Source organism: Janthinobacterium sp. 75 (genome assembly GCF_004365495.1).
Lineage (GTDB): Bacteria > Pseudomonadota > Gammaproteobacteria > Burkholderiales > Burkholderiaceae_D > Janthinobacterium.
On the sequence record NZ_SORD01000001.1, the window covers coordinates 614851 to 633397 of the forward strand.

At 61.6% G+C, this 18547-nt stretch carries 14 protein-coding genes and 4 tRNA genes; 5 read left to right on the forward strand and 13 right to left on the reverse strand.

Going from position 1 to position 18547, the window contains the following annotated elements; genetic code table 11:
* Positions 1 to 113: 113 nt before the first annotated feature.
* The 11 genes from nusG to C8C89_RS02910 all read right to left on the reverse strand — a co-directional run bounded on the left by nusG (position 114) and on the right by C8C89_RS02910 (position 8985).
* On the reverse strand, positions 114 to 740 hold the full coding sequence (gene nusG, locus C8C89_RS02860) for a transcription termination/antitermination protein NusG (protein WP_034753130.1): 627 nt from the start codon (positions 738 to 740) through the stop codon (positions 114 to 116).
* Positions 740 to 1123 (reverse strand): preprotein translocase subunit SecE, encoded by a 384-nt coding sequence (secE, locus tag C8C89_RS02865; RefSeq protein WP_035823944.1) that lies wholly within the window; start codon positions 1121 to 1123, stop codon positions 740 to 742. The genes nusG and secE overlap by 1 nt, the downstream gene beginning before the upstream one ends.
* Positions 1124 to 1155: 32 nt before the next feature.
* Positions 1156 to 1231, reverse strand: a tRNA-Trp gene (locus tag C8C89_RS02870).
* Positions 1232 to 1297: 66 nt separating this feature from the next.
* On the reverse strand, positions 1298 to 2488 hold the full coding sequence (gene tuf, locus C8C89_RS02875) for an elongation factor Tu (protein ID WP_101483553.1): 1191 nt from the start codon (positions 2486 to 2488) through the stop codon (positions 1298 to 1300).
* Positions 2489 to 2576: 88 nt separating this feature from the next.
* Positions 2577 to 2651: transfer RNA gene (locus C8C89_RS02880), tRNA-Thr, on the reverse strand.
* Between the two features lie 43 nt (positions 2652 to 2694).
* Positions 2695 to 2768 (reverse strand) — tRNA-Gly (locus tag C8C89_RS02885).
* 59 nt (positions 2769 to 2827) lie between these two features.
* Positions 2828 to 2912 (reverse strand) — tRNA-Tyr (locus C8C89_RS02890).
* A gap of 233 nt (positions 2913 to 3145) precedes the next feature.
* On the reverse strand, positions 3146 to 4792 hold the full coding sequence (locus C8C89_RS02895) for a tetratricopeptide repeat-containing response regulator (RefSeq protein ID WP_101483552.1): 1647 nt from the start codon (positions 4790 to 4792) through the stop codon (positions 3146 to 3148).
* 145 nt (positions 4793 to 4937) lie between these two features.
* A complete protein-coding gene (locus C8C89_RS02900) occupies positions 4938 to 6533 on the reverse strand; it encodes a DUF3369 domain-containing protein (RefSeq protein ID WP_101483551.1) in 1596 nt (531 codons plus the stop codon).
* Positions 6534 to 6596: 63 nt separating this feature from the next.
* The gene (locus C8C89_RS02905; protein ID WP_133988838.1) at positions 6597 to 7685 is read right to left on the reverse strand and encodes a J domain-containing protein; all 1089 of its coding nucleotides are present in this window, start codon (positions 7683 to 7685) and stop codon (positions 6597 to 6599) included.
* Positions 7686 to 7833: 148 nt separating this feature from the next.
* The gene (locus C8C89_RS02910) at positions 7834 to 8985 is read right to left on the reverse strand and encodes an SAM-dependent methyltransferase (protein WP_133988839.1); all 1152 of its coding nucleotides are present in this window, start codon (positions 8983 to 8985) and stop codon (positions 7834 to 7836) included.
* A gap of 90 nt (positions 8986 to 9075) precedes the next feature.
* Here C8C89_RS02910 and C8C89_RS02915 point away from each other — a divergent pair, with 90 nt between their 5' ends.
* Genes C8C89_RS02915 through ttcA form a run of 3 tightly spaced genes read left to right on the forward strand, consistent with a single transcriptional unit; the run spans position 9076 to position 11281 of the window.
* The gene (locus C8C89_RS02915) at positions 9076 to 9861 is read left to right on the forward strand and encodes an SDR family oxidoreductase (RefSeq protein WP_133988840.1); all 786 of its coding nucleotides are present in this window, start codon (positions 9076 to 9078) and stop codon (positions 9859 to 9861) included.
* Between the two features lie 53 nt (positions 9862 to 9914).
* A complete protein-coding gene (locus tag C8C89_RS02920; RefSeq protein ID WP_101483547.1) occupies positions 9915 to 10313 on the forward strand; it encodes a dihydroneopterin aldolase in 399 nt (132 codons plus the stop codon).
* A gap of 23 nt (positions 10314 to 10336) precedes the next feature.
* Positions 10337 to 11281 carry a tRNA 2-thiocytidine(32) synthetase TtcA gene (gene ttcA, locus C8C89_RS02925; RefSeq protein WP_101484816.1) on the forward strand — a complete coding sequence of 315 codons (945 nt, stop codon included), beginning with the start codon at positions 10337 to 10339 and terminating at the stop codon, positions 11279 to 11281.
* A 49-nt stretch (positions 11282 to 11330) separates the two neighbouring features.
* Here the strand turns inward: ttcA and C8C89_RS02930 are convergent, their stop codons facing one another.
* Positions 11331 to 13028 (reverse strand): methyl-accepting chemotaxis protein, encoded by a 1698-nt coding sequence (locus tag C8C89_RS02930; RefSeq protein ID WP_101483546.1) that lies wholly within the window; start codon positions 13026 to 13028, stop codon positions 11331 to 11333.
* Positions 13029 to 13224: 196 nt separating this feature from the next.
* Here C8C89_RS02930 and C8C89_RS02935 point away from each other — a divergent pair, with 196 nt between their 5' ends.
* Positions 13225 to 14553: an amidohydrolase gene (locus C8C89_RS02935; RefSeq protein ID WP_101483545.1), complete on the forward strand. Its 1329-nt coding sequence runs from the start codon at positions 13225 to 13227 to the stop codon at positions 14551 to 14553.
* 148 nt (positions 14554 to 14701) lie between these two features.
* Positions 14702 to 16588, forward strand: a complete 1887-nt coding sequence (gene pepF / locus C8C89_RS02940) for an oligoendopeptidase F (protein WP_243857880.1) — start codon at positions 14702 to 14704, stop codon at positions 16586 to 16588.
* A 56-nt stretch (positions 16589 to 16644) separates the two neighbouring features.
* Here the strand turns inward: pepF and kefC are convergent, their stop codons facing one another.
* Entirely contained in the window at positions 16645 to 18471 is a 1827-nt protein-coding gene (gene kefC / locus C8C89_RS02945) for a glutathione-regulated potassium-efflux system protein KefC (protein ID WP_133988841.1), read from the reverse strand.
* Positions 18472 to 18547 lie beyond the last annotated feature (76 nt).

The window sequence follows — 18547 nt, forward strand, 5'->3', positions numbered from 1 at the left end:
ATGGCTCCTATCTTGGATTGAGTAGTAGCGCCCCGCCGATCCTACCCTGGCGGGGCTCCTCTGACCGGATTTCGCTGAGACTGCCGCGACGCTCCTGGTGGCGCTGATACAACTTAAACTTTTTCGACCTGGCCGAATTCGAGCTCCACCGGAGTAGCGCGGCCGAAGATGGTGACCGAGACGCGCACTTTGGATTTCTCGTAATTGACTTCTTCGACATTGCCGTTGAAATCGGTGAACGGACCATCCTTGATGCGTACCTGCTCGCCCACCTCGTACAAGGTTTTTGGACGGGGCTTTTCAACACCTTCTTGCATCTGCTTCATGATGCCGTCGATTTCGCGCGCGGAGATCGGCGTCGGCTTGTTCGACTTGCCACCGATAAAGCCGGTAACCTTGCTGGTGTTCTTGACCAAGTGCCAACTCTCGTCCGTCATTTCCATTTCAACCAGCACATAGCCAGGATAGAAACGACGTTCGGTGACGGACTTCACACCATTCTTGACTTCGACTACTTCTTCGATCGGCACCAGGATCTGGCCGAACTGGTCTTGCATGCCCGCGCGCTCGATGCGCTCGGTCAGTGCGCGCATGACGCTTTTTTCCATGCCGGAATAAGCATGCACGACATACCAGCGCTTGCTGCTCACTGGCACGCTCAGCGCTGCACCAGTATCCGCTACCGGAGCGTCGCCCGGAACGGACTCGTCCGCCGCTTCATCATGCACATTTTCGCTCATTATTTTTTCCAACCCAGAATTACGTCATACAACAAAAACTCGAGCAATTTATCCGTGCCCCACAGGAAAATCGCCATGACCAGCACAAAGGCAAACACGATCGCAGTAATCTGCGTGGCTTCTTTGCGGGTAGGCCAAACGACTTTCTTGGTTTCGCGCACAGCTTCTTTGGCGAAATTGAGAAATTCACGGCCGGTCGTCGAGATATACAAGAGTGCAACAGCAATAACCAAACCAGCCACAAGCGCGCTTGCACGCACCAGAGCTGGTTGGCCTGCCAGGTAATAAAACCCGACTACTCCTGCAATCGCAGCCACTATTGCCAGCGCGACTTTTATCTTGTCACTCGACGTGCTAACGGTTTGCACGGATTGATTTGACATTTTTCTACTTTCGGTGCCCTGCACCTTGACGGTGGCAGGGACGGAGGGCATCGAACCCCCAACCTTCGGTTTTGGAGACCGACGCTCTGCCAATTGAGCTACGTCCCTACGTAAAACTTTCGAGGAGTGCTATTCTACCACCCAGGACGCCCCGGGTGGAAGCATAACATTTCCTTATGCGAGGATTTTTGCAACCACGCCGGCGCCGACGGTACGACCGCCTTCACGAATAGCGAAGCGCAGACCTTCTTCCATCGCGATCGGGTTGATCAGCTTGACGGTGATCGACACGTTATCGCCTGGCATAACCATTTCTTTGTCTGCTGGCAACTCGATCGAACCAGTCACGTCCGTCGTGCGGAAGTAGAACTGTGGACGGTAGTTGTTGAAGAATGGCGTATGACGGCCGCCTTCGTCTTTCGACAGAACATAGATCTCGCCGGTGAAGTGAGCATGCGGCTTGATCGAGCCTGGCTTTGCCAGAACTTGACCACGTTGCACGTCTTCACGCTTGGTGCCGCGCAGCAGCAGACCAACGTTGTCGCCTGCTTGACCTTGGTCCAGCAGTTTGCGGAACATTTCCACGCCGGTGCAAGTCGTTTTGACGGTATCGGTGATACCAACGATTTCGATCTCTTCGCCGACTTTAACAATGCCGCGCTCGATACGACCGGTCACAACGGTACCGCGACCCGAGATCGAGAACACGTCTTCCACTGGCATCAGGAATGCACCATCAACAGCGCGCTCTGGCGTTGGGATGTAAGCATCCAGCGCATCGGCCAGACGCAATACTGCGTCAACGCCCATTTCGCCTTCTTTGCCTTCCAGCGCCATACGTGCCGAACCTTTGATGATAGGCAGGTCGTCGCCTGGGAATTCGTACTTCGACAACAGCTCGCGCACTTCCATTTCAACCAGTTCCAGCAGCTCTGCGTCGTCGACCAGGTCGCACTTGTTCAGGAACACGATGATGTATGGAACGCCAACTTGGCGGGCCAGCAGGATGTGTTCGCGGGTCTGTGGCATTGGGCCGTCAGCTGCCGAGCATACCAGGATCGCGCCGTCCATCTGCGCAGCACCGGTAATCATGTTTTTGATGTAATCGGCGTGGCCTGGGCAGTCAACGTGCGCGTAGTGACGCGTCGCCGTTTCGTACTCAACGTGGGCGGTGTTAATCGTGATACCGCGCGCTTTTTCTTCTGGAGCCGCATCGATCTGGTCGTATGCTTTAGCTTCGCCGCCGAATTTCTTCGACAGAACCGTTGCGATTGCAGCGGTCAGCGTGGTTTTACCGTGGTCGACGTGGCCGATGGTGCCGACGTTGACGTGCGGCTTGGTCCGTTCGAATTTACCTTTTGCCATTTTGAACTCCTAATGATTTGATTAGATTGCTCAGGCACACGCCCGACGGTCTGGTTTGAATTGCTTCTGTGCTGCCTGCTGCGAATTCTGGTGCCCTTGACGTGGATCGAACACGTGGCCTCTCCCTTACCAAGGGAGTGCTCTACCACTGAGCTACAAGGGCTGTAATTTGTTGCATGCGATGCATCAAGCATCTGAACGGAAACTGGAGCGGGTGAAGGGAATCGAACCCTCGTCGTAAGCTTGGAAGGCTTCTGCTCTACCATTGAGCTACACCCGCGAGGTATCGTTCACTTATCTTCACTTACTTGCTACTACCCAGTTTTCCTTGCAAAAACTTGGTGGAGGGGGCTGGATTCGAACCAGCGTACTCATAGAGAACAGATTTACAGTCTGTCGCCTTTAACCACTCGGCCACCCCTCCGCGGGAACCGCAGAGTATGAAGCATCTACTCACAACTGTCAACCTTATTTACTGATGCCTGACTGCTGCATTTGCGTATAAAGAAGAAGTTGGCTGCTTCGGGGCGTGATTATAAGCTCCCGATTTGAGAATGTGCAAGGGTTGGCGCGAAAAAGTCGACTTTTTTTCGCATTTTTTTATCCCCCCTGGCTGCAAGCCGCATTTTTCCGTCACTCACCCCGCATTTTTCCTGTTTACCGGGCGTCAGGCGGATGCATCCAGGAGTTGCCAAGGGGCTTATATTTACGCAACAACTGCTGATGCAGGCCCGACAGCACCGGTAATTTGGGGTTGCGCGGGTCCAGGCGGCGCACACCGGCAATAAAAGTCAGCGCCTGCTGCCCCATGCGCTCATCCCAACCTTCGTGCTCCAGGCATTTCAGTACCGCCACGGCCGCATTGAACACCACTTGCGGATTGTCGGGCAGGCGCGTGACGGCTTCGCCCATCAGTTCGACGGCACCACGGAAATCGCCTTCTCCCGCCTTGGCGGCGCCCGCCGCCACCATATCGGCCACTTCCTGGCGGCTTTGCCGCGCCAGTGCCTTGGCCAACTCTTCGCGCCCCGCCTGTTCGAACACGGCCATGGCGCGCGTCATGGCCGCGCTGTCGGGCGCATTGCGCATGACTTCACGCATCACCTCGGCCGCGCCGTCTTCGCGCCCGTGCGCCAGGCAGTGGCGCGCCAGTTCCGTTTTCAGCGTATTCGAGCTGCCCACGCTATGGCGGTTGGCGGCCAGGGCGGCGTCGAGCGATTGCTGCAGGCGCTCCTCGTTGCCCGTATGCGCATGCAGCATGGCGCTGCACAGGGCGCTGCACAATTGCGCATTCTTTTGTCCGCCCATCGACTTGTCGAGGTCGCGGATCACGGCGCCCACCTGCAAGGGGTCGCCCTTGCGCACCAGGGTCTGCACCAGGCGCACATGGTCTTCCGGGTCGCGGAACTCCGAATACTTGGCCTTGCTGACCACCAGCTTCAGGGCTTTTTCCGCCATCTCTATATCGTCGGCCGCGAGGGCCGCCTCGCCCAGCCGGCGCAAGCGGCGCACGGCATGCGGCGACAGGGCCACCGCTTCGCTCAGGGCCGCCTGCGCCAGTTCCGGCTTGCCTTGCGCCAAGTGCGTGCGCGCCAGCCAGTCATACGCATCGAGAAAGCGCTTGTTATTTTCCAGCAATCCTTCCAGCGTGCCCTGCGCCGCTTCGTACTCGCCCAGCAGGAATTGCGTCTTCGCCTGTCCCAGGCGCGCCCAGCCGATAGCCTTGGCGCCGTACAGGGCTGCGTAGATCGGTTCCGCGTCGGCCGCTTCGCCCAGCAACAAATGCAGTTCCGCGCGCAGGCGCAGGAAATCGGTAGCGTAACGGGGATACAGGCTGGCGCCCTCGGCGCAGGCGGCAATCGCCGCACGCTCATTGCCCACGTCGATCAGTTCATAGACGGGCACGAAGGCGTTGCGCTTGTCCAGCGCGCGGCCGATGCGCTCGAGCATGTTGTCAGCGGTGAATGGCTTGAGAATGTAATCGGTGGGCAACAGCTCGACGGCGCTGACCACCTTGGCGAAGCTGCCCTCGCCCGTGACCATGAAAAACATGGTGGACGCGTGCATCAATTTGTGGTGGCGCAAGTCTTCCAGCATCTGCTGGCCATCCTGTCCTCCGTCGAGATCATATTCGCACAGGATCAAATCATACGATTTGCTGCCCAGCATGCGGATCGCCTGGCCCGAACTGGCCGCGTCATCGATCTTTGCCAAGCCACACAGATTGAGCATATTGTGCAGGCTGGCACGCATGCCCGGATGCGGCTCGATGATCAGTGCGCTGAGACCCTTGAGTTCTTTCATGTCGTAATGTCCGAAAACTCCGCGGCGCGCCACACTGGTGCGTGGCGCCGGCCAGCATGAGGCAGCCGAGTATATGACGGCGCCGCGCGCAAGGGAATGGTGTGGCGCCGAAAAACGCCAACGAAGCCGGGCAGGAAGCTGCAACTCAAGCGGCGGCGCTCTCCGGATGCCACAGTTCCGGCTCATGGTCGATCAGGTCCAGCAGTGCCGTCACCACTTCCGGATCGAACTGGCTGCCGCTGCGCTGTTCGATGTATTCGCGCACCTGCGGATACGGCCATGGCTCCTTGTAGGGCCGCTCGTGCAACAGGGCATCGAAGACGTCGACCACGGCAACGATGCGCGCGGCTATGGGAATAGTGCGCCCCTTCAGGCCGTCCGGATAGCCGGCGCCATCGAAATGCTCGTGGTGGCCGCCGGCGATCTGCGCGCCATACGTGAGGTAGCTGACGCCGTCGACCATATTGGCGGCCCGCTCGAGGATGGTGCGCCCGACGCTGGCATGCAGCTGCATCTGCGCCCGCTCCTCATCCGTATGCTTGCCTGGTTTCAGCAGCACGGCGTCCGGCGTGGCCACCTTGCCCACGTCGTGCAAGATGCTGGCCAGGCCGATCATGTCGAGCAGCTGCGGCGTCAGCTCGTCGGCATATACGCCGCGCTGCTGCATGCGCCGGGCGATGGCATCAGACAATTGCTGTACCCGCCGCACATGGCCGCCCGTGTCGCTGTCGCGGAACTCGGCCAGGTCGGCCAGCGCCACCACAGTTGCTTCCTGCGCCTTGCGCAGCTGGCCAAACATATACAGGTTGTCGAAGGCGGCGGCGATGCGCTGGCAAAATACTTCCAGCAGGTCGCGCTGGATCTGCGCCAGCGGCCAGGGCGGCGTGACGGAGATGGCCAGCTCGCGGTTGCCTTCCGTGTGGATAAACAGCACATTGGCCGGATGCTCGAACTGGCTGCGCTTTTCCGCAAACGCCTTGGCGATGGTGGGGGCGAGCGCATGGTCGGCCGGCAGGGCTTCCGACTCGGCCAGCGTGGCATAGGTGCCCGTGGCGGCGACCACCTCTGGCCCTCCGGCGCCGCCCTGCATCAGGCACAGCACTCCGTCGGCACCCACATCGAGGATGGCGCTCACCTGGTTGAGCACACCGGAAGCGAATTCGCGCAGAGAATGGATCTGGTACAGATTGGTGGCGCCGGCGAGGATCTTGCCCAGGCCGATGCGGCTGCGCTCGAGCATCATCAGGCTCTCGTAGGCACGCAGAGCCGAGATGACGGTGGTAAACAGCTTCTGCGTCGTCAGCTCCGTCTTGGCCTTGTAATCGTTGATGTCGTATTCGATGATGACGCGCTGCTCGGGCGCCTGGCCCGGCTGGCCCGTGCGCAGCACGACGCGCACGATGGAGTTGTTCAGGTCGGCGCGAATGCGCTTGGCGAGGATCAGACCCGCATCGTCCGTTTCCATCACCACATCGAGCAGCACCAGCGCAATATCGGGCGTATCGCGCAAGATCTCAAACGCTTCGCGGCCACTATAGGCGGAAAACAGTTCCAGTTCGCGGCCCTTGAAGCTGACATTGCGCAGCGCCAGCCGCGTTACCGCATGCACATCGACGTCATCATCGACGATCAGGACGCGCCACAGGCGCTGGTCGGGCGCGGCCAGCCCGGCAGGACTGGCCACCGGCTCATCCTCGTCGAGCAGCCAGTCATCGTCTGCATCGGCTTTGAGGTCGGTCATGAATACTCCTAATGGATAAGTTCGATGTGGACGCTGCGTTGATGCATATCAAGCATAATCAGATTAGATGCTGCTTACAACAGGATTCTTCGCACCATCTTCGCCAACGGCCGGCGCGGGAGCCGATGCACCGCCGCGCGTGGTGCCGCCACAATTGTCCTGGCCCGGCCCGACTGCCTGGTAGCGCACTTCATACCTGCCCGCGCTGAGCTGTTCCACCAGCAGCTTGTCGTTGGCGAGGATGTACAGGTAGCGCACGTTCGAGCGCCGCTCCGTGTCATACAGTTTGACGAACACGGGCGCGGTATTGTTGCTGTTGTCGATGCTGACGGCCAGCTCATCGCCCTTGTTCCCGATCGGAAATCCATCGACATAGCCGGAATGCACTGGCCAGGGTTCGCCATTGGGCGCCACCAGCGATGCGGACTCTGCCTTAGCTACGCCATCGCAGGCGGGCTGGATGGCTTTCAGGCTCAGCTGGGAAACGGCCAGCACGCGGATCTCGGGCATCGGCGTTTCCCGGGGTTCCGGTGCATACGGCTTGCCCACCGCCCAGCTGTCGACTGCCACGGCCTCAGCTTTCGATGCCGCTGGCGTGGCACTGGCCGCTGGCGTGGCGGTCGGCGCATGGGGCTTGGCGCCATCGCGGGCCAGCCCGCTCCAGGCCGACGCCAGCGCGGTCGGCATGGGCTGGGAGGTATCGAGCATCAGCAAGGCGCCCAGCCAGCCCAGCAACAGGCAGACAAGCAGGCTCAGCCACCAGCGCCAGTTGCGCCAGATGGGCTGCAGGCCGCGTCGCGGTTTGCCCTTTGGTGGTGGCACATCCTGCGCCCAAGCATGCTCATGCGACTGGGCATGGCCTTTCGCGCGGCCATCGCGGCTTTTGCCTTCTTCGTGGTGGGTGCTTTCCAGCCATTCGATTTCCCACTCCTCGGCAGCGATCCATTCGTCGTGTTCCCTGCGACGTTGCGGATCGGACAAGGTGCCATAGGCGCTGTTGAGGATCGCCATGATGCGGGCGGCCTTTTCGTCGCCGGGATTCTTGTCAGGGTGGTATTTCTGGCTGAGGGCTTTGTACGCGGCACGTATGACTTCCTGCGGCGCCAGGCGCGCCACCTTCAGGTTGTCATAGTGTGTATGTATCTTTCCCATCGTTCTATCTTGAAATCGGTGCGCGGCGACGGGTTCTTGCAGGATGGAACCGTGCTGTGTCGGTCATCATATACGATATGACAAGATAATAACCACCGGCGGACAGGAAATTGCAGGGCAAGACTGCCCTGCCTTGATATTGCAGCGCTTATAAGCGATGACTGCGGTCAGAGGACAACAGGGCTTCCGGCAACTCCACGCGGTGCCCCACCGCCAGCACCTTGAACAATTCCCCCATCTCGGCCGGCGATACCAGCTTTTGCACGGCGCTGGCCTGCGGCAGGTAGGTCTTGACCTGCTCCGGATCGGTGCGCAGCAGCAAGTCGCCGATACCTGCGCCCAGCAGGAAGGAAGCCTGATTCATGTACGCGAGCACATCGAGGCCCGCATCCTGCGCCGCCACCGCCATGGCCGTAAAATCGACGTGCGCCGTGATGTCCTGCAAGCCAGGCAAATAAAACGGCTCCGCATGGGCATGATGGCGGTAATGGCACATCAGGGTGCCCGTGGCGCGCAGGTCCAGGTAATACTCATGCGCGGGGAAGCCATAGTCGAACAGCACGGCCGCCCCACCCTTGCCATTGGTCAGCATGCGCGCCAGCGAGCGCATGAAGCCGCAGGCGACCCCGTGGATCTCGCTGACATAGCCGACCGGCAAGGCATCGGCGTCCGGCACCTGGGCGGCGATCTGCGCGGCGACGTCGGCACCGGCCGGGCGTTCGACAAAGACGAACTGGCCATCGGCAATGCTGACATCGAGTTCACACCAGCCGGCGGGCGTCTTGCTGATCAGGTTGACGGGCATGGCGTCCAGCACTTCATTGCCGAACACAGCGCCCTCGAAACTGTCGGGAAAGCCGTCGAGCCACACCACTTGCGGAAAGGCTGCCAGCGCCAGTTCCTGGCGCGCGCGCAATTCGCCGGACAATTCGACGATCGCATACTGTTCTATAGGGATACCGGCGCTGGCCGCTTCTGTCAGGATATCGAAGGCCAGCTTGCCCGTGCCGGCGCCGAATTCGAGGATGCGCGGAGCCGTTTGCGCCATAATAGCGGCTGCCACATGGGCCAGCGTGGCGCCGAACAGGGGAGAAATCTCCGGCGCGGTTGTAAAATCGCCATCTTTACCCAGCTTGGCGGCGCCGCCGCTGTAATAGCCGAGGTCAGGCGCATACAGCGCCAGCTCCATGAAGCGGACAAAGGGAATGGCACCGTCATTGCGCGCGATTTCGGCGGCAATCTGGTGCTGCAAGGCATGGGACGCGGCCAGCGCGTCGCTATCGGGTGCGGGAAGAGACATTCCCGCATTGTAGCGAATCGGCGGGCCACGGCGCCAGTACCGGCCGAGGCGGCCATGCGCACTTCACACACAAGCACAGTAAATAGAGACATGACTCCAGCATCGACACTGCCACACAGCACACCCCGCGTCGCCCTCGTCACTGGCGCCGCGCGCCGCATCGGGCGCGCCATCGCGCTGGGCCTGGCGCGCGACGGCTGGGATATCGCCGTGCATTACCGCGCATCGCATGACGAAGCGCTCAGCCTGGTAGCGGAAATCACCGCCTTGGGACGCCGCGCGCAAGCGTTCCCCTGCGACCTGGCGCAGGAAGAGGCCGTGCGCCAGCTGTTGCCGCAGGCGCAGGCAGCGCTGGGCCCGATCACTTGCGTGGTCAACAACGCATCGTTGTTTGAATACGACAATGCGGGCGATTTTTCCGTCACCGCGCTCGACGCCCACATGCACGCCAACCTGGCCGCCCCCATCCTGCTGGCGCAAGCCTTGTACCAGGCCACCCCGACAGGCGGACAAGCCGTGGTCATCAACTTGCTGGACCAAAAACTGTACAATCTCAATCCTGATTTTTTGTCGTACACCCTGTCCAAGGCGGCGCTGCTGTCGGCGACCACCATGCTGGCCCAGGCGCTGGCGCCGAAAGTGCGCGTGGTGGGCATTGCCCCCGGCATCACCATGGTCTCCGGCGAGCAGACGGAAGCGAACTTTGCCAAGGCGCATGAAAACACGCCGCTGGGCCGCTCCAGCACGCCCGAGGATGTGGCCGACTGCGTCTGTTACGTGGCCGGCGCGCGCGCGCTGACGGGCACGACCCTGCTGGTCGATGGCGGCCAGCATTTGATCGGTTTGCCGCGTGACGTCATGTTTTTGACCAAATAATCAGCAGTCCTGCCAAACAACCAGCATTCCAGCATTCCCTAAAAGGTAAAACTATGTCGTCCGCCCTGTACCATCCTCGCCTGGCTGATTGCCGCCGCCTGTTCCTGCGCAATTATGAAATCCTCATCAATATCGGCGTCTACGACTTCGAGAAAAAGGGCGAGCAGCGCGTCCTCATCAACGTCGACCTGTACATTCCCCTGGCCCTGTCGACGCCGAAGGATGACCAGCTGGACGAAGTGGTCGACTACGACTTCATGCGCGAAACCATCGCCAAACGCATGGCGCAAGGCCATGTGCAGCTGCAGGAAAGCCTGGTCGACGACGTGCTCGCCGCCATGCTGGCGCACCCGCGCGTGCGCGCCGCGCGCGTGTCGAGCATGAAACCGGACGTGTATCCCGACTGCGAAGGCGTGGGCGTGGAAGTATTCAAGATCAAGGATGAAGTATGAGCAACATGAGCAATGCCGCAGTGATGGAAACGACGACAACGGCCGTGGAATTCCCGGCCAACGTGGAAGCGCAGAAACTGGCGCGCAAGAAGGCGGAAAAGATCGCCCTGGAAAACAACAAGCTGCACAAGCGCTTGTGCCGCCTGGTGGGGCAAGCCATCGGCGATTTTAATATGATCGAAGACGGCGACAAGGTGATGGTGTGCCTGTCCGGCGGCAAGGATAGCTACGCGCTGCTGGACATCCTGATGACCTTGCGCGAACGCGCACCGATTCACTTCGACATCGTTGCCGTCAACCTGGACCAGAAACAGCCGAACTTCCCGCCGGAAATCCTGCCCGCCTACCTGACGGAACTGGGCGTGGCCTTCCACATCGAAAACCAGGATACCTACAGCATCGTCAAGCGCCTGATCCCGGAAGGCAAGACGACTTGCTCGCTGTGCTCGCGCCTGCGCCGCGGTATCCTGTACCGCGTTGCCGACGAGCTGGGCGCCAACAAGATCGCCCTGGGCCACCACCGCGACGACATCCTGGAAACGTTCTTCCTGAATATGTTCTTCGGTGGAAAACTGAAAGGCATGCCAGCCAAGCTGCAATCGGACGACGGCAAGCACATCGTCATTCGTCCGATGGCCTACGTCAAAGAAGAAGACACGCAGCGCTATGCGGAAGTCAAGGGCTTCCCCATCATTCCATGCGACCTGTGCGGCTCGCAGGAAAACCTGCAGCGCAAGCAGATCAAGGGCCTGATGCGCGAATGGGACAAGAAATTCCCCGGCCGCGTGGAAAGCATCTTCTCGGCCCTGTCGAACGTGGCGCCGTCGCACCTGATGGACCCGAAGCTGTTCGGCTTCAAGGATTTGAAGGCGGACGGTATGGCCAACCCCATGGGCGACATCGCCTTTGACGAAGAGCCATGCTCGACGCCGACGACGTTCGGCACCATTCCGCTCCAGCAAGGCTGACCCCGACGCACGGCGCCATCATGGCGATGGCGCCGCCGTCTGTCTTGATTTAAAACTCTTCCCAGTCGTCACCAGCCAGCGCCTTCGCGGGAGCCGGCGGCTTCGCCTTGACGGCAATGCTGCGCGCGGCAACACGCGGCACTGGCGCAGGGCGCGCGACTGCCGGCTGTGGCGCCGCGCGGCGCAGCAAACCTGGCTGTTCACGCAACTTGAATACGCTGACCACTTGCGCCAGGCCGTGCGCCTGCTCTTGCAGAGAACCGGCGGCCGCCGCCGCCTCTTCCACCAGCGCCGCATTTTGCTGCGTCACCTGGTCCATCTGCGTGATGGCCTGATTGACTTGTTCGATGCCATGCGTCTGCTCCTGGCTGGCACTGGAAATCTCGCCGATGATATCGGTCACGCGCTTGACGCTGGAGACCACTTCATCCATCGTCGCGCCAGCCTGGTCGACCAGCTTGGCGCCCACGCCCACCTTGCTGACCGAATCGTCGATCAATCCCTTGATTTCCTTGGCCGCCGCTGCCGAACGCTGCGCCAGGTTGCGCACCTCGCCGGCCACCACGGCAAAACCGCGCCCTTGCTCGCCGGCCCGCGCCGCTTCCACGGCCGCATTGAGCGCCAGGATATTCGTCTGGAAGGCGATGCCGTCGATCACGCTGATAATGTCGACGATCTTGCGCGACGATTCGTTGATCGAGCCCATGGTCGCCACCACTTCGGCCACCACCGAGCCGCCGCGGCTGGCGATGCCGGCCGCCGTGATCGCCAGCTGGTTGGCCTGGCGCGCATTGTCGGCATTCTGCTTGACGGTGCTGGTCAGTTCTTCCATGGACGAGGCCGTTTCTTCCAGCGAACCGGCCTGCTGTTCCGTGCGCGATGACAGGTCCAGGTTGCCGGCGGCGATTTCCGATGATGCCGTGGCGATGCTGTCCGTGCCGCTGCGCACCTGGCTGACGATGCTGACCAGGTTGTTGTTCATATTGCCCAGGGCCGTGAGCAGCGCCCCCATTTCATCCTTCGCCGTCGTGGCGACGGTCTGCGTCAGGTCGCCGGCGGCCACCGTTTCAGCCAGCGCCAGCGCCTGGCGCAGCGGACGCGTGATGCCCGTCGTCAGCAGCCACGAGCACAACACGCCGAAGGCCACGGCGAACAGGGTCAGCAGGCTGATGACGGTGGTGTCATGCACGGCGGAGGCGTCGATCTGCTTGGCCGTCGCATCGATGCTTTCGCGCTGCAAGGTCACCAGTTCCTGCAGCAAATCCTGGTAAACCTGGGCGGCCGGCGTAAACGCGGTGTCGAGGATTTTCGCCGCGCCTTCCACGTCGCCATCGGCCTTGGCCTTGACGGCACCATCGCGCGAAGCGCTGTACACCTTGCGCTGCTCGAGGATCTTGGCGAACAGGGCTTTTTCCTTCTCGCCCGAGACCAGCGGCTCGATCTGCTTGAGCAATTCGGCCGCCTTCTTCACCGAGGCGGCCGAGTCTTCCTTGAAATACGGTCCCAGCGCCGGGTCGCTGCTCTTGACGATAGCGGCCGTGCGGCGGATCGAGGCAAAGTTCAAGCCATACCAGTCAGTAATCAGGCGTTCCTTGGTCAGCGGTTCGGCCATCATGGCGCGCGTGGACGTCGCCACCTCATTCAGGCGCCACACGCCCACTGTAGCAATCAGAACGGTCATTGCCAGGATCAGGACAAAGCCGATACTCAGGCGCTTGCCGATCTTGATATTTGCGATAAAGCCCATGGTGTCTTTTCTCTAAAATCATGCGTTGAAGATACTTTTAATTCCCTAAGGAATCATTTATATTGCAGATTATACATTATTGAAATATATGTAGCTGATTTGTTGATTTTGAGAAATGTTTCTGTTAATTTAAAAGTCTCCTCAGCAACTACAGACGCGCCGCGCATCTCCGCACGCCTGTTTCTCAAAGAAATCTATGAAATTTCCCGCATTGCCCCTGAAACAAATCACCTGCGCCGCAGCCCTTGCCTGTGCCGGCCTCGCCCACGGCGCGGCCCTGCCACCGGCCATCGCCGCGCAACTGAATGCCAACTATCCCGCCGTGGAAAGCCTGTACCTGGACCTGCACCGCCACCCGGAACTGGCGTTCCAGGAAGTCGAGACGGCAAAAAAACTGGCCGAAAAAGTCAAGGCCCTCGGTTTTGACGTGAGCACCGGCGTCGGCGGCACCGGCGTCGTCGCCATCCTGCGCAACGGCCCCGGCCCCGTCGTCATGCTGCGCACGGAAATCGACGCCCTGCCCGTGCTGGAAAAAACCGGCCTGCCGTTTGCCAGCAGCGCGGTAACGAAAAATGCGGCCGGCGAAAGCGTTCCCGTGATGCATGCCTGCGGCCACGACGTGCACATGTCGGCCTGGTATGGCAGCGCCAAGCTGATGGCCGACAACCGCCAGCACTGGAGCGGCACGCTGATGCTGGTGGGCCAGCCGGCCGAGGAACCGCTGCTGGGCGCGGCCGCCATGCTGAAGGACGGCTTGTTTACGCGCTTCCCGAAGCCGGACTACGCGCTGTCCTTCCACGATGAAGCGACACTGCCATCGGGCACGGTCGGCTACCACGCCGGCTACTTCCGCGCCGCCGCCGACACCATCAGCATTACCGTGTATGGCCAGGGTGGCCACGGCGCAGCACCGCACGACACGCGCGACCCGGTCGTGATGGCCGCGCGCATCGTGCTGGCATTGCAAACCCTGGTCTCGCGTGAAAACAATCCGATGGACCCCGTCGTCATCACGGTGGGCAGCATCCATGGCGGCACCCAGGCCAACATCGTGCCCGACCAGGTGACCATGCAACTGACGGTGCGCACCTTCAAGGATGCCGTGCGCAAGCGCGTGCTGGCCAGCATCGCGCGTGAAGTCAAGGGCGAGGCGTTTGCCGCCGGCGCGCCGAAAGAGCCGCTGGTGGAAATTCGTCCCGGTACCGACGCCGTCTACAACGACCCGGACCTGACCCTGCGCATGGTATCGACCTTGCAAAAATCGCTGGGCGCGGCCAACGTGACGGAAATGCCCGCCAAGATGACGTCGGAAGACTTCGCCAACTATGGCCAGGCCGGCGTAAAAGCCGTGCTGCTGCATATCGGCGCGGTAGAGCCGGGCAAGCTGGCCGCCGCCAAGGCCAGCGGCAAACCGCTGGCCGGACCGCACTCGCCGCAATGGGCGCCCGAGTACCAGCCGACCATCAAGGCGGCGATCACGGCGGAAACGTCGATCCTGCTCGACTTGCTGGGCAAGAAACAGTAATCACTTAGCAGGCGGGGAAGCTGGCCTTCCCCGCTCCCTCCCTACCTTCCCGAAGTGCTTTCCTTCGTCCCCATGCTGCGCTAAGCTCGGTGTCTGCCGCCACGCCTGTGCTGGCGTCCCTTGCAACCAGACCATGAACGGATACTGTATGCCGACAACCGCGCTCAACCGCCCCGTACTGACCCTGCTGGCCCTCAGTTTTGCCCTCTCCACCGCCTTTGCCGCCCCCGCTCCCATGCCAGCCGACCGGCAGGCCGACCGCTGGGACTTGACAGCGCTGTATGCCAGTGAGGCCGCATTCGACGCCGACGCGAAAAAGCTGTCGGCTCAGCTGCAGCAACTGAGCACCTGCAAGGGCCAACTGGGTGCGTCGCCGGCCCGCCTGAAAAGCTGCCTGGACCTGTACGCCGATGCGCGCAAGCGCGTCAACACGCTCACTACCTATGCGGCGCAGTACTACGACCAGGATACGGGCGACAGCAAGGGTAACCAGCTGAACCAGCGCGCCGCCCTGCTCGGCAATGAATTTACCCAGGCGTCTACCTTCTTGCAGCCGGAAATCCTGGCCCTGGGCGCCAAAAAAATCGATGCCATGCTGGCGAAAGACAAGGGTTTGCAGCTGTACCGTTTTCAATTGAGCAACATGCTGCGCAGCGCGCCACATACGCTCGACGCGGCCGGCGAACAGCTGGTAGCGCAATTCGGCCTGGCGACGAGCTCGGCCGCCAGCGTCTACCGTACCCTGGCCAATGCGGAAATCCCGTGGCCGACAGTCAAATTATCGGATGGCACGCAAGTACGGCTCGACCAGGCGGCCTATACCAAATACCGTGGCGACGACAAGCGCGCCGACCGCAAACTGGTGTTCGATGCCTTCTTCGGCAAGTGGAAAGAGTATGAACGCACGTTCGGCGAAACCCTGTACGGCCAGCTGAAAACGGATGCCGCGTATGCGAAGGTACGCCGTTATGCCGACTCGCAGAGCGCCGCGCTGGACGCCGACCACCTGCCACCGGCCGTCTACCAGACCCTGATCGCGCAAACCAACGCCAACCTGCCCACCCTGCACCGCTACTTCAAGCTGCGCGCGCGCATGCTGGGCGTCAAGGACCTGGCCTACTACGACATCTATGCGCCGCTGCTGAAAAGCGAGCGCAGCTTCCCGCTGGCCGACGGCAAGCAGATGATGCTGGCCTCCGTCGCGCCGCTGGGCCCGGACTATGTCAAGGCACTCACTGCCGCCGTGGAGGCGCGCTGGATGGATGTGTATCCGCGTCCGCGCAAGGCGGCGGGCGCCTACATGAATGGCGACGCGTACGATGTGCACCCGTTCGTGCTGCTCAACTACACGGACAACTACGAAGCCGTCAGCACCCTGACGCACGAATGGGGCCATGCCATGCACTCGGTGCTGGCCAACAAGGCGCAACCGTCGATCTATGCGCCGTACAGCATCTTTGTCGCGGAAATCGCCTCGACCACCAACGAGGCGCTGCTGCTCGACGCGCGCCTGAAGCAGGCCAAGGACGATGACGAACGCCTGCTGTATCTGGGCGCGGCGCTGGAAAACCTGCGCGGCACCTTCTTCCGCCAGGCCATGTTCGCCGAATTCGAGGCGGCCATCCACGGCAAAGTGGACAAGGGCGAATCGCTGACGGGCGAAGAGATCACGGCCATTTACGCCGGCATCCTCAAGCGCTACCACGGCGAAGCGCAAGGCGTCATGACCATCGATCCCGCCTACGCGCTGGAATGGGCGTATGTGCCGCATTTTTATCACGGCTTCTATGTGTTCCAGTACGCCACCTCGATCGCCGCGGCGCAGGATTTCGCGCAGCGCATCCTCGACAAGGAACCGGGCGCGCTGGCCGCCTACCTGAAAATGCTCGGCGCGGGCGGCTCGGCCTATCCATATGATCTGGTGAAGGCGGCCGGCGTCGACCTGGCCTCGCCGAAACCATACCAGGCGCTGGTGGCGCGCATGAACGGCATCATGGACCAGATCGAGGCGATTGAAGCGAAGCGGGGGAAGTAGCCCCAAAAGCAAAGGCTGGGGTCAGACCCCCACGTACGTTAGCGCAAGCCTCTGCGTTAGCGGTGTTGAGGGTCTGACCCCGGACTTTCCGTTCCCGCAGCCGCAAACGCCGCCGCATCGCTCTCGAACATGTCTTCCAGTTCCTCGCGCGCCTGGCGCGTGAGCGACATGACTTTTTGCTGGTCCTGGAAGTGCGGCGCCACTTCCAGCAAGGTTTTCAGGTTATGCCGGCCAAAGATGCCGGCCGCGTGCTGCGCCCGCTCCGCGCTGAATCCTACCTGCTGCAAGGTCTGCTCGCCCAGCAGCAGCGCCGCAGCAAAGGTCTCGCGCTCGATCAGGGTCACGCCCCGCTTCATCAATTCATAGTAGTGCGTGACGTTGCGCGCGCGCGCCAAAATCGTCAGTTCGGGCAGGCGCAGACGCACGGCGTCGACCAGCGCCAGGCTGTCGTCCACATTGTCGATGGCGATCACCAGCGCCTTCGCCTTCTCGATGCCGGCCGCCACCAGCAGGTCCACACGCGTGGCATCGCCATAAAACACTTTAAAGCCGAACTTGCGCAGCAATTCGATCTGGTCCGGGTCGTGGTCGAGCACCGTCACGCCGATCTTGTTCGCGGCCAGCAGGCGGCCGATGATCTGGCCGAAGCGGCCAAAGCCGGCGATGACGATGGGGTTGTCCTGCGCCTCGATATGGTCGTCGGGACGGCGCTTCCTTTCGCCCTGAAGGCGCGGCGCGACAATTTTGTCGTGCAACAGCAGCAGCAAGGGCGTGGCCACCATCGACAGGGTCACCACCACGACCAGCAGCGCGGCCGTCTGCGGGGTAAACACATGCGCGGCCTCGGCGGCGGCAAACACGACGAAGGCAAATTCGCCGCCCTGCGACAGCAGCAGCGCAAAGAACAGCTGCTGGCCGCGGGGAATGTCGACGAACTTCGACAACACGTACAGCAAGGCGATCTTGACCACCAGCAGCCCCGCCACCAGGGCCAGGATCAGCAGCGGCTGGGCGCGCAGCACGCCGAAATCGACGGACATGCCGACGGCGATGAAGAACAGGCCCAGGAGCAAGCCCTTGAACGGTTCCAGGTCGCTGATCAGTTCATGCCGGTATTCGGAATCGGCCAGCAGCACGCCTGCCATGAAGGTGCCCAGCGCCATCGACAAGCCCACCGATTCCATCAGCACGCAGATGGCGATCACCAGCAGCAGGGCAAAGGCCGTGAAGATTTCGCGCAAGTCCGTCCTGGCGATGAAGCGCAGGATGGGGTTGACGAGGAAGCGCCCGCCGATCACCAGCGCCGCCAGCACGGCGGCCAGCTTGGCCACGCGCAGCCAGCCCGGTTCGCCGCTATGCGTGACCAGGCCGCCCAGGAGCGGCACCAGCGCGATCATGGGAATGGCGGCGATATCCTGGAACAGCAGGATGGAAAAGCCGGCGGAGCCGGCTGGCGTGCTCATCAATTTTCGTTCGCCCAGGGTGGCCAGCACGATGGCCGTCGACGACAGCGACAGGCCCAGCGCACCCACCAGCGCCGTGCGCCAGTCCACGCCGAAGGCCATGGCCACCGCGCACAGCCCCGCGCTGACGACGCCCACCTGCACCCCGCCCCAGCCGAAAATCGGCCGGCGCAGCAGCCATAATCGTTTGGGTTCGAGCTCCAGCCCGATCAGGAACAGCAACAGCACCACGCCGAATTCGGAAAAGCTGAGGATCACCTCCACATTCTTGATCAGGCCCAGGCCCCAGGGGCCGATAACGACGCCGGCCACCAGGTAGCCCAGGACGGCGCCCATGCCCAGGCGCTTGGCCAGCGGCACCATGATGATGGCGGCCACCAGGTAAAACAGTATGTTGATGAGAAAGCTGTGGTGTTCCATGCGGATTCCGGAAAAACGTGATTGGAATCGCAATCATGCCTGAAGTGGCGCGCCCACGGGGATCAGGGCTGCGGAG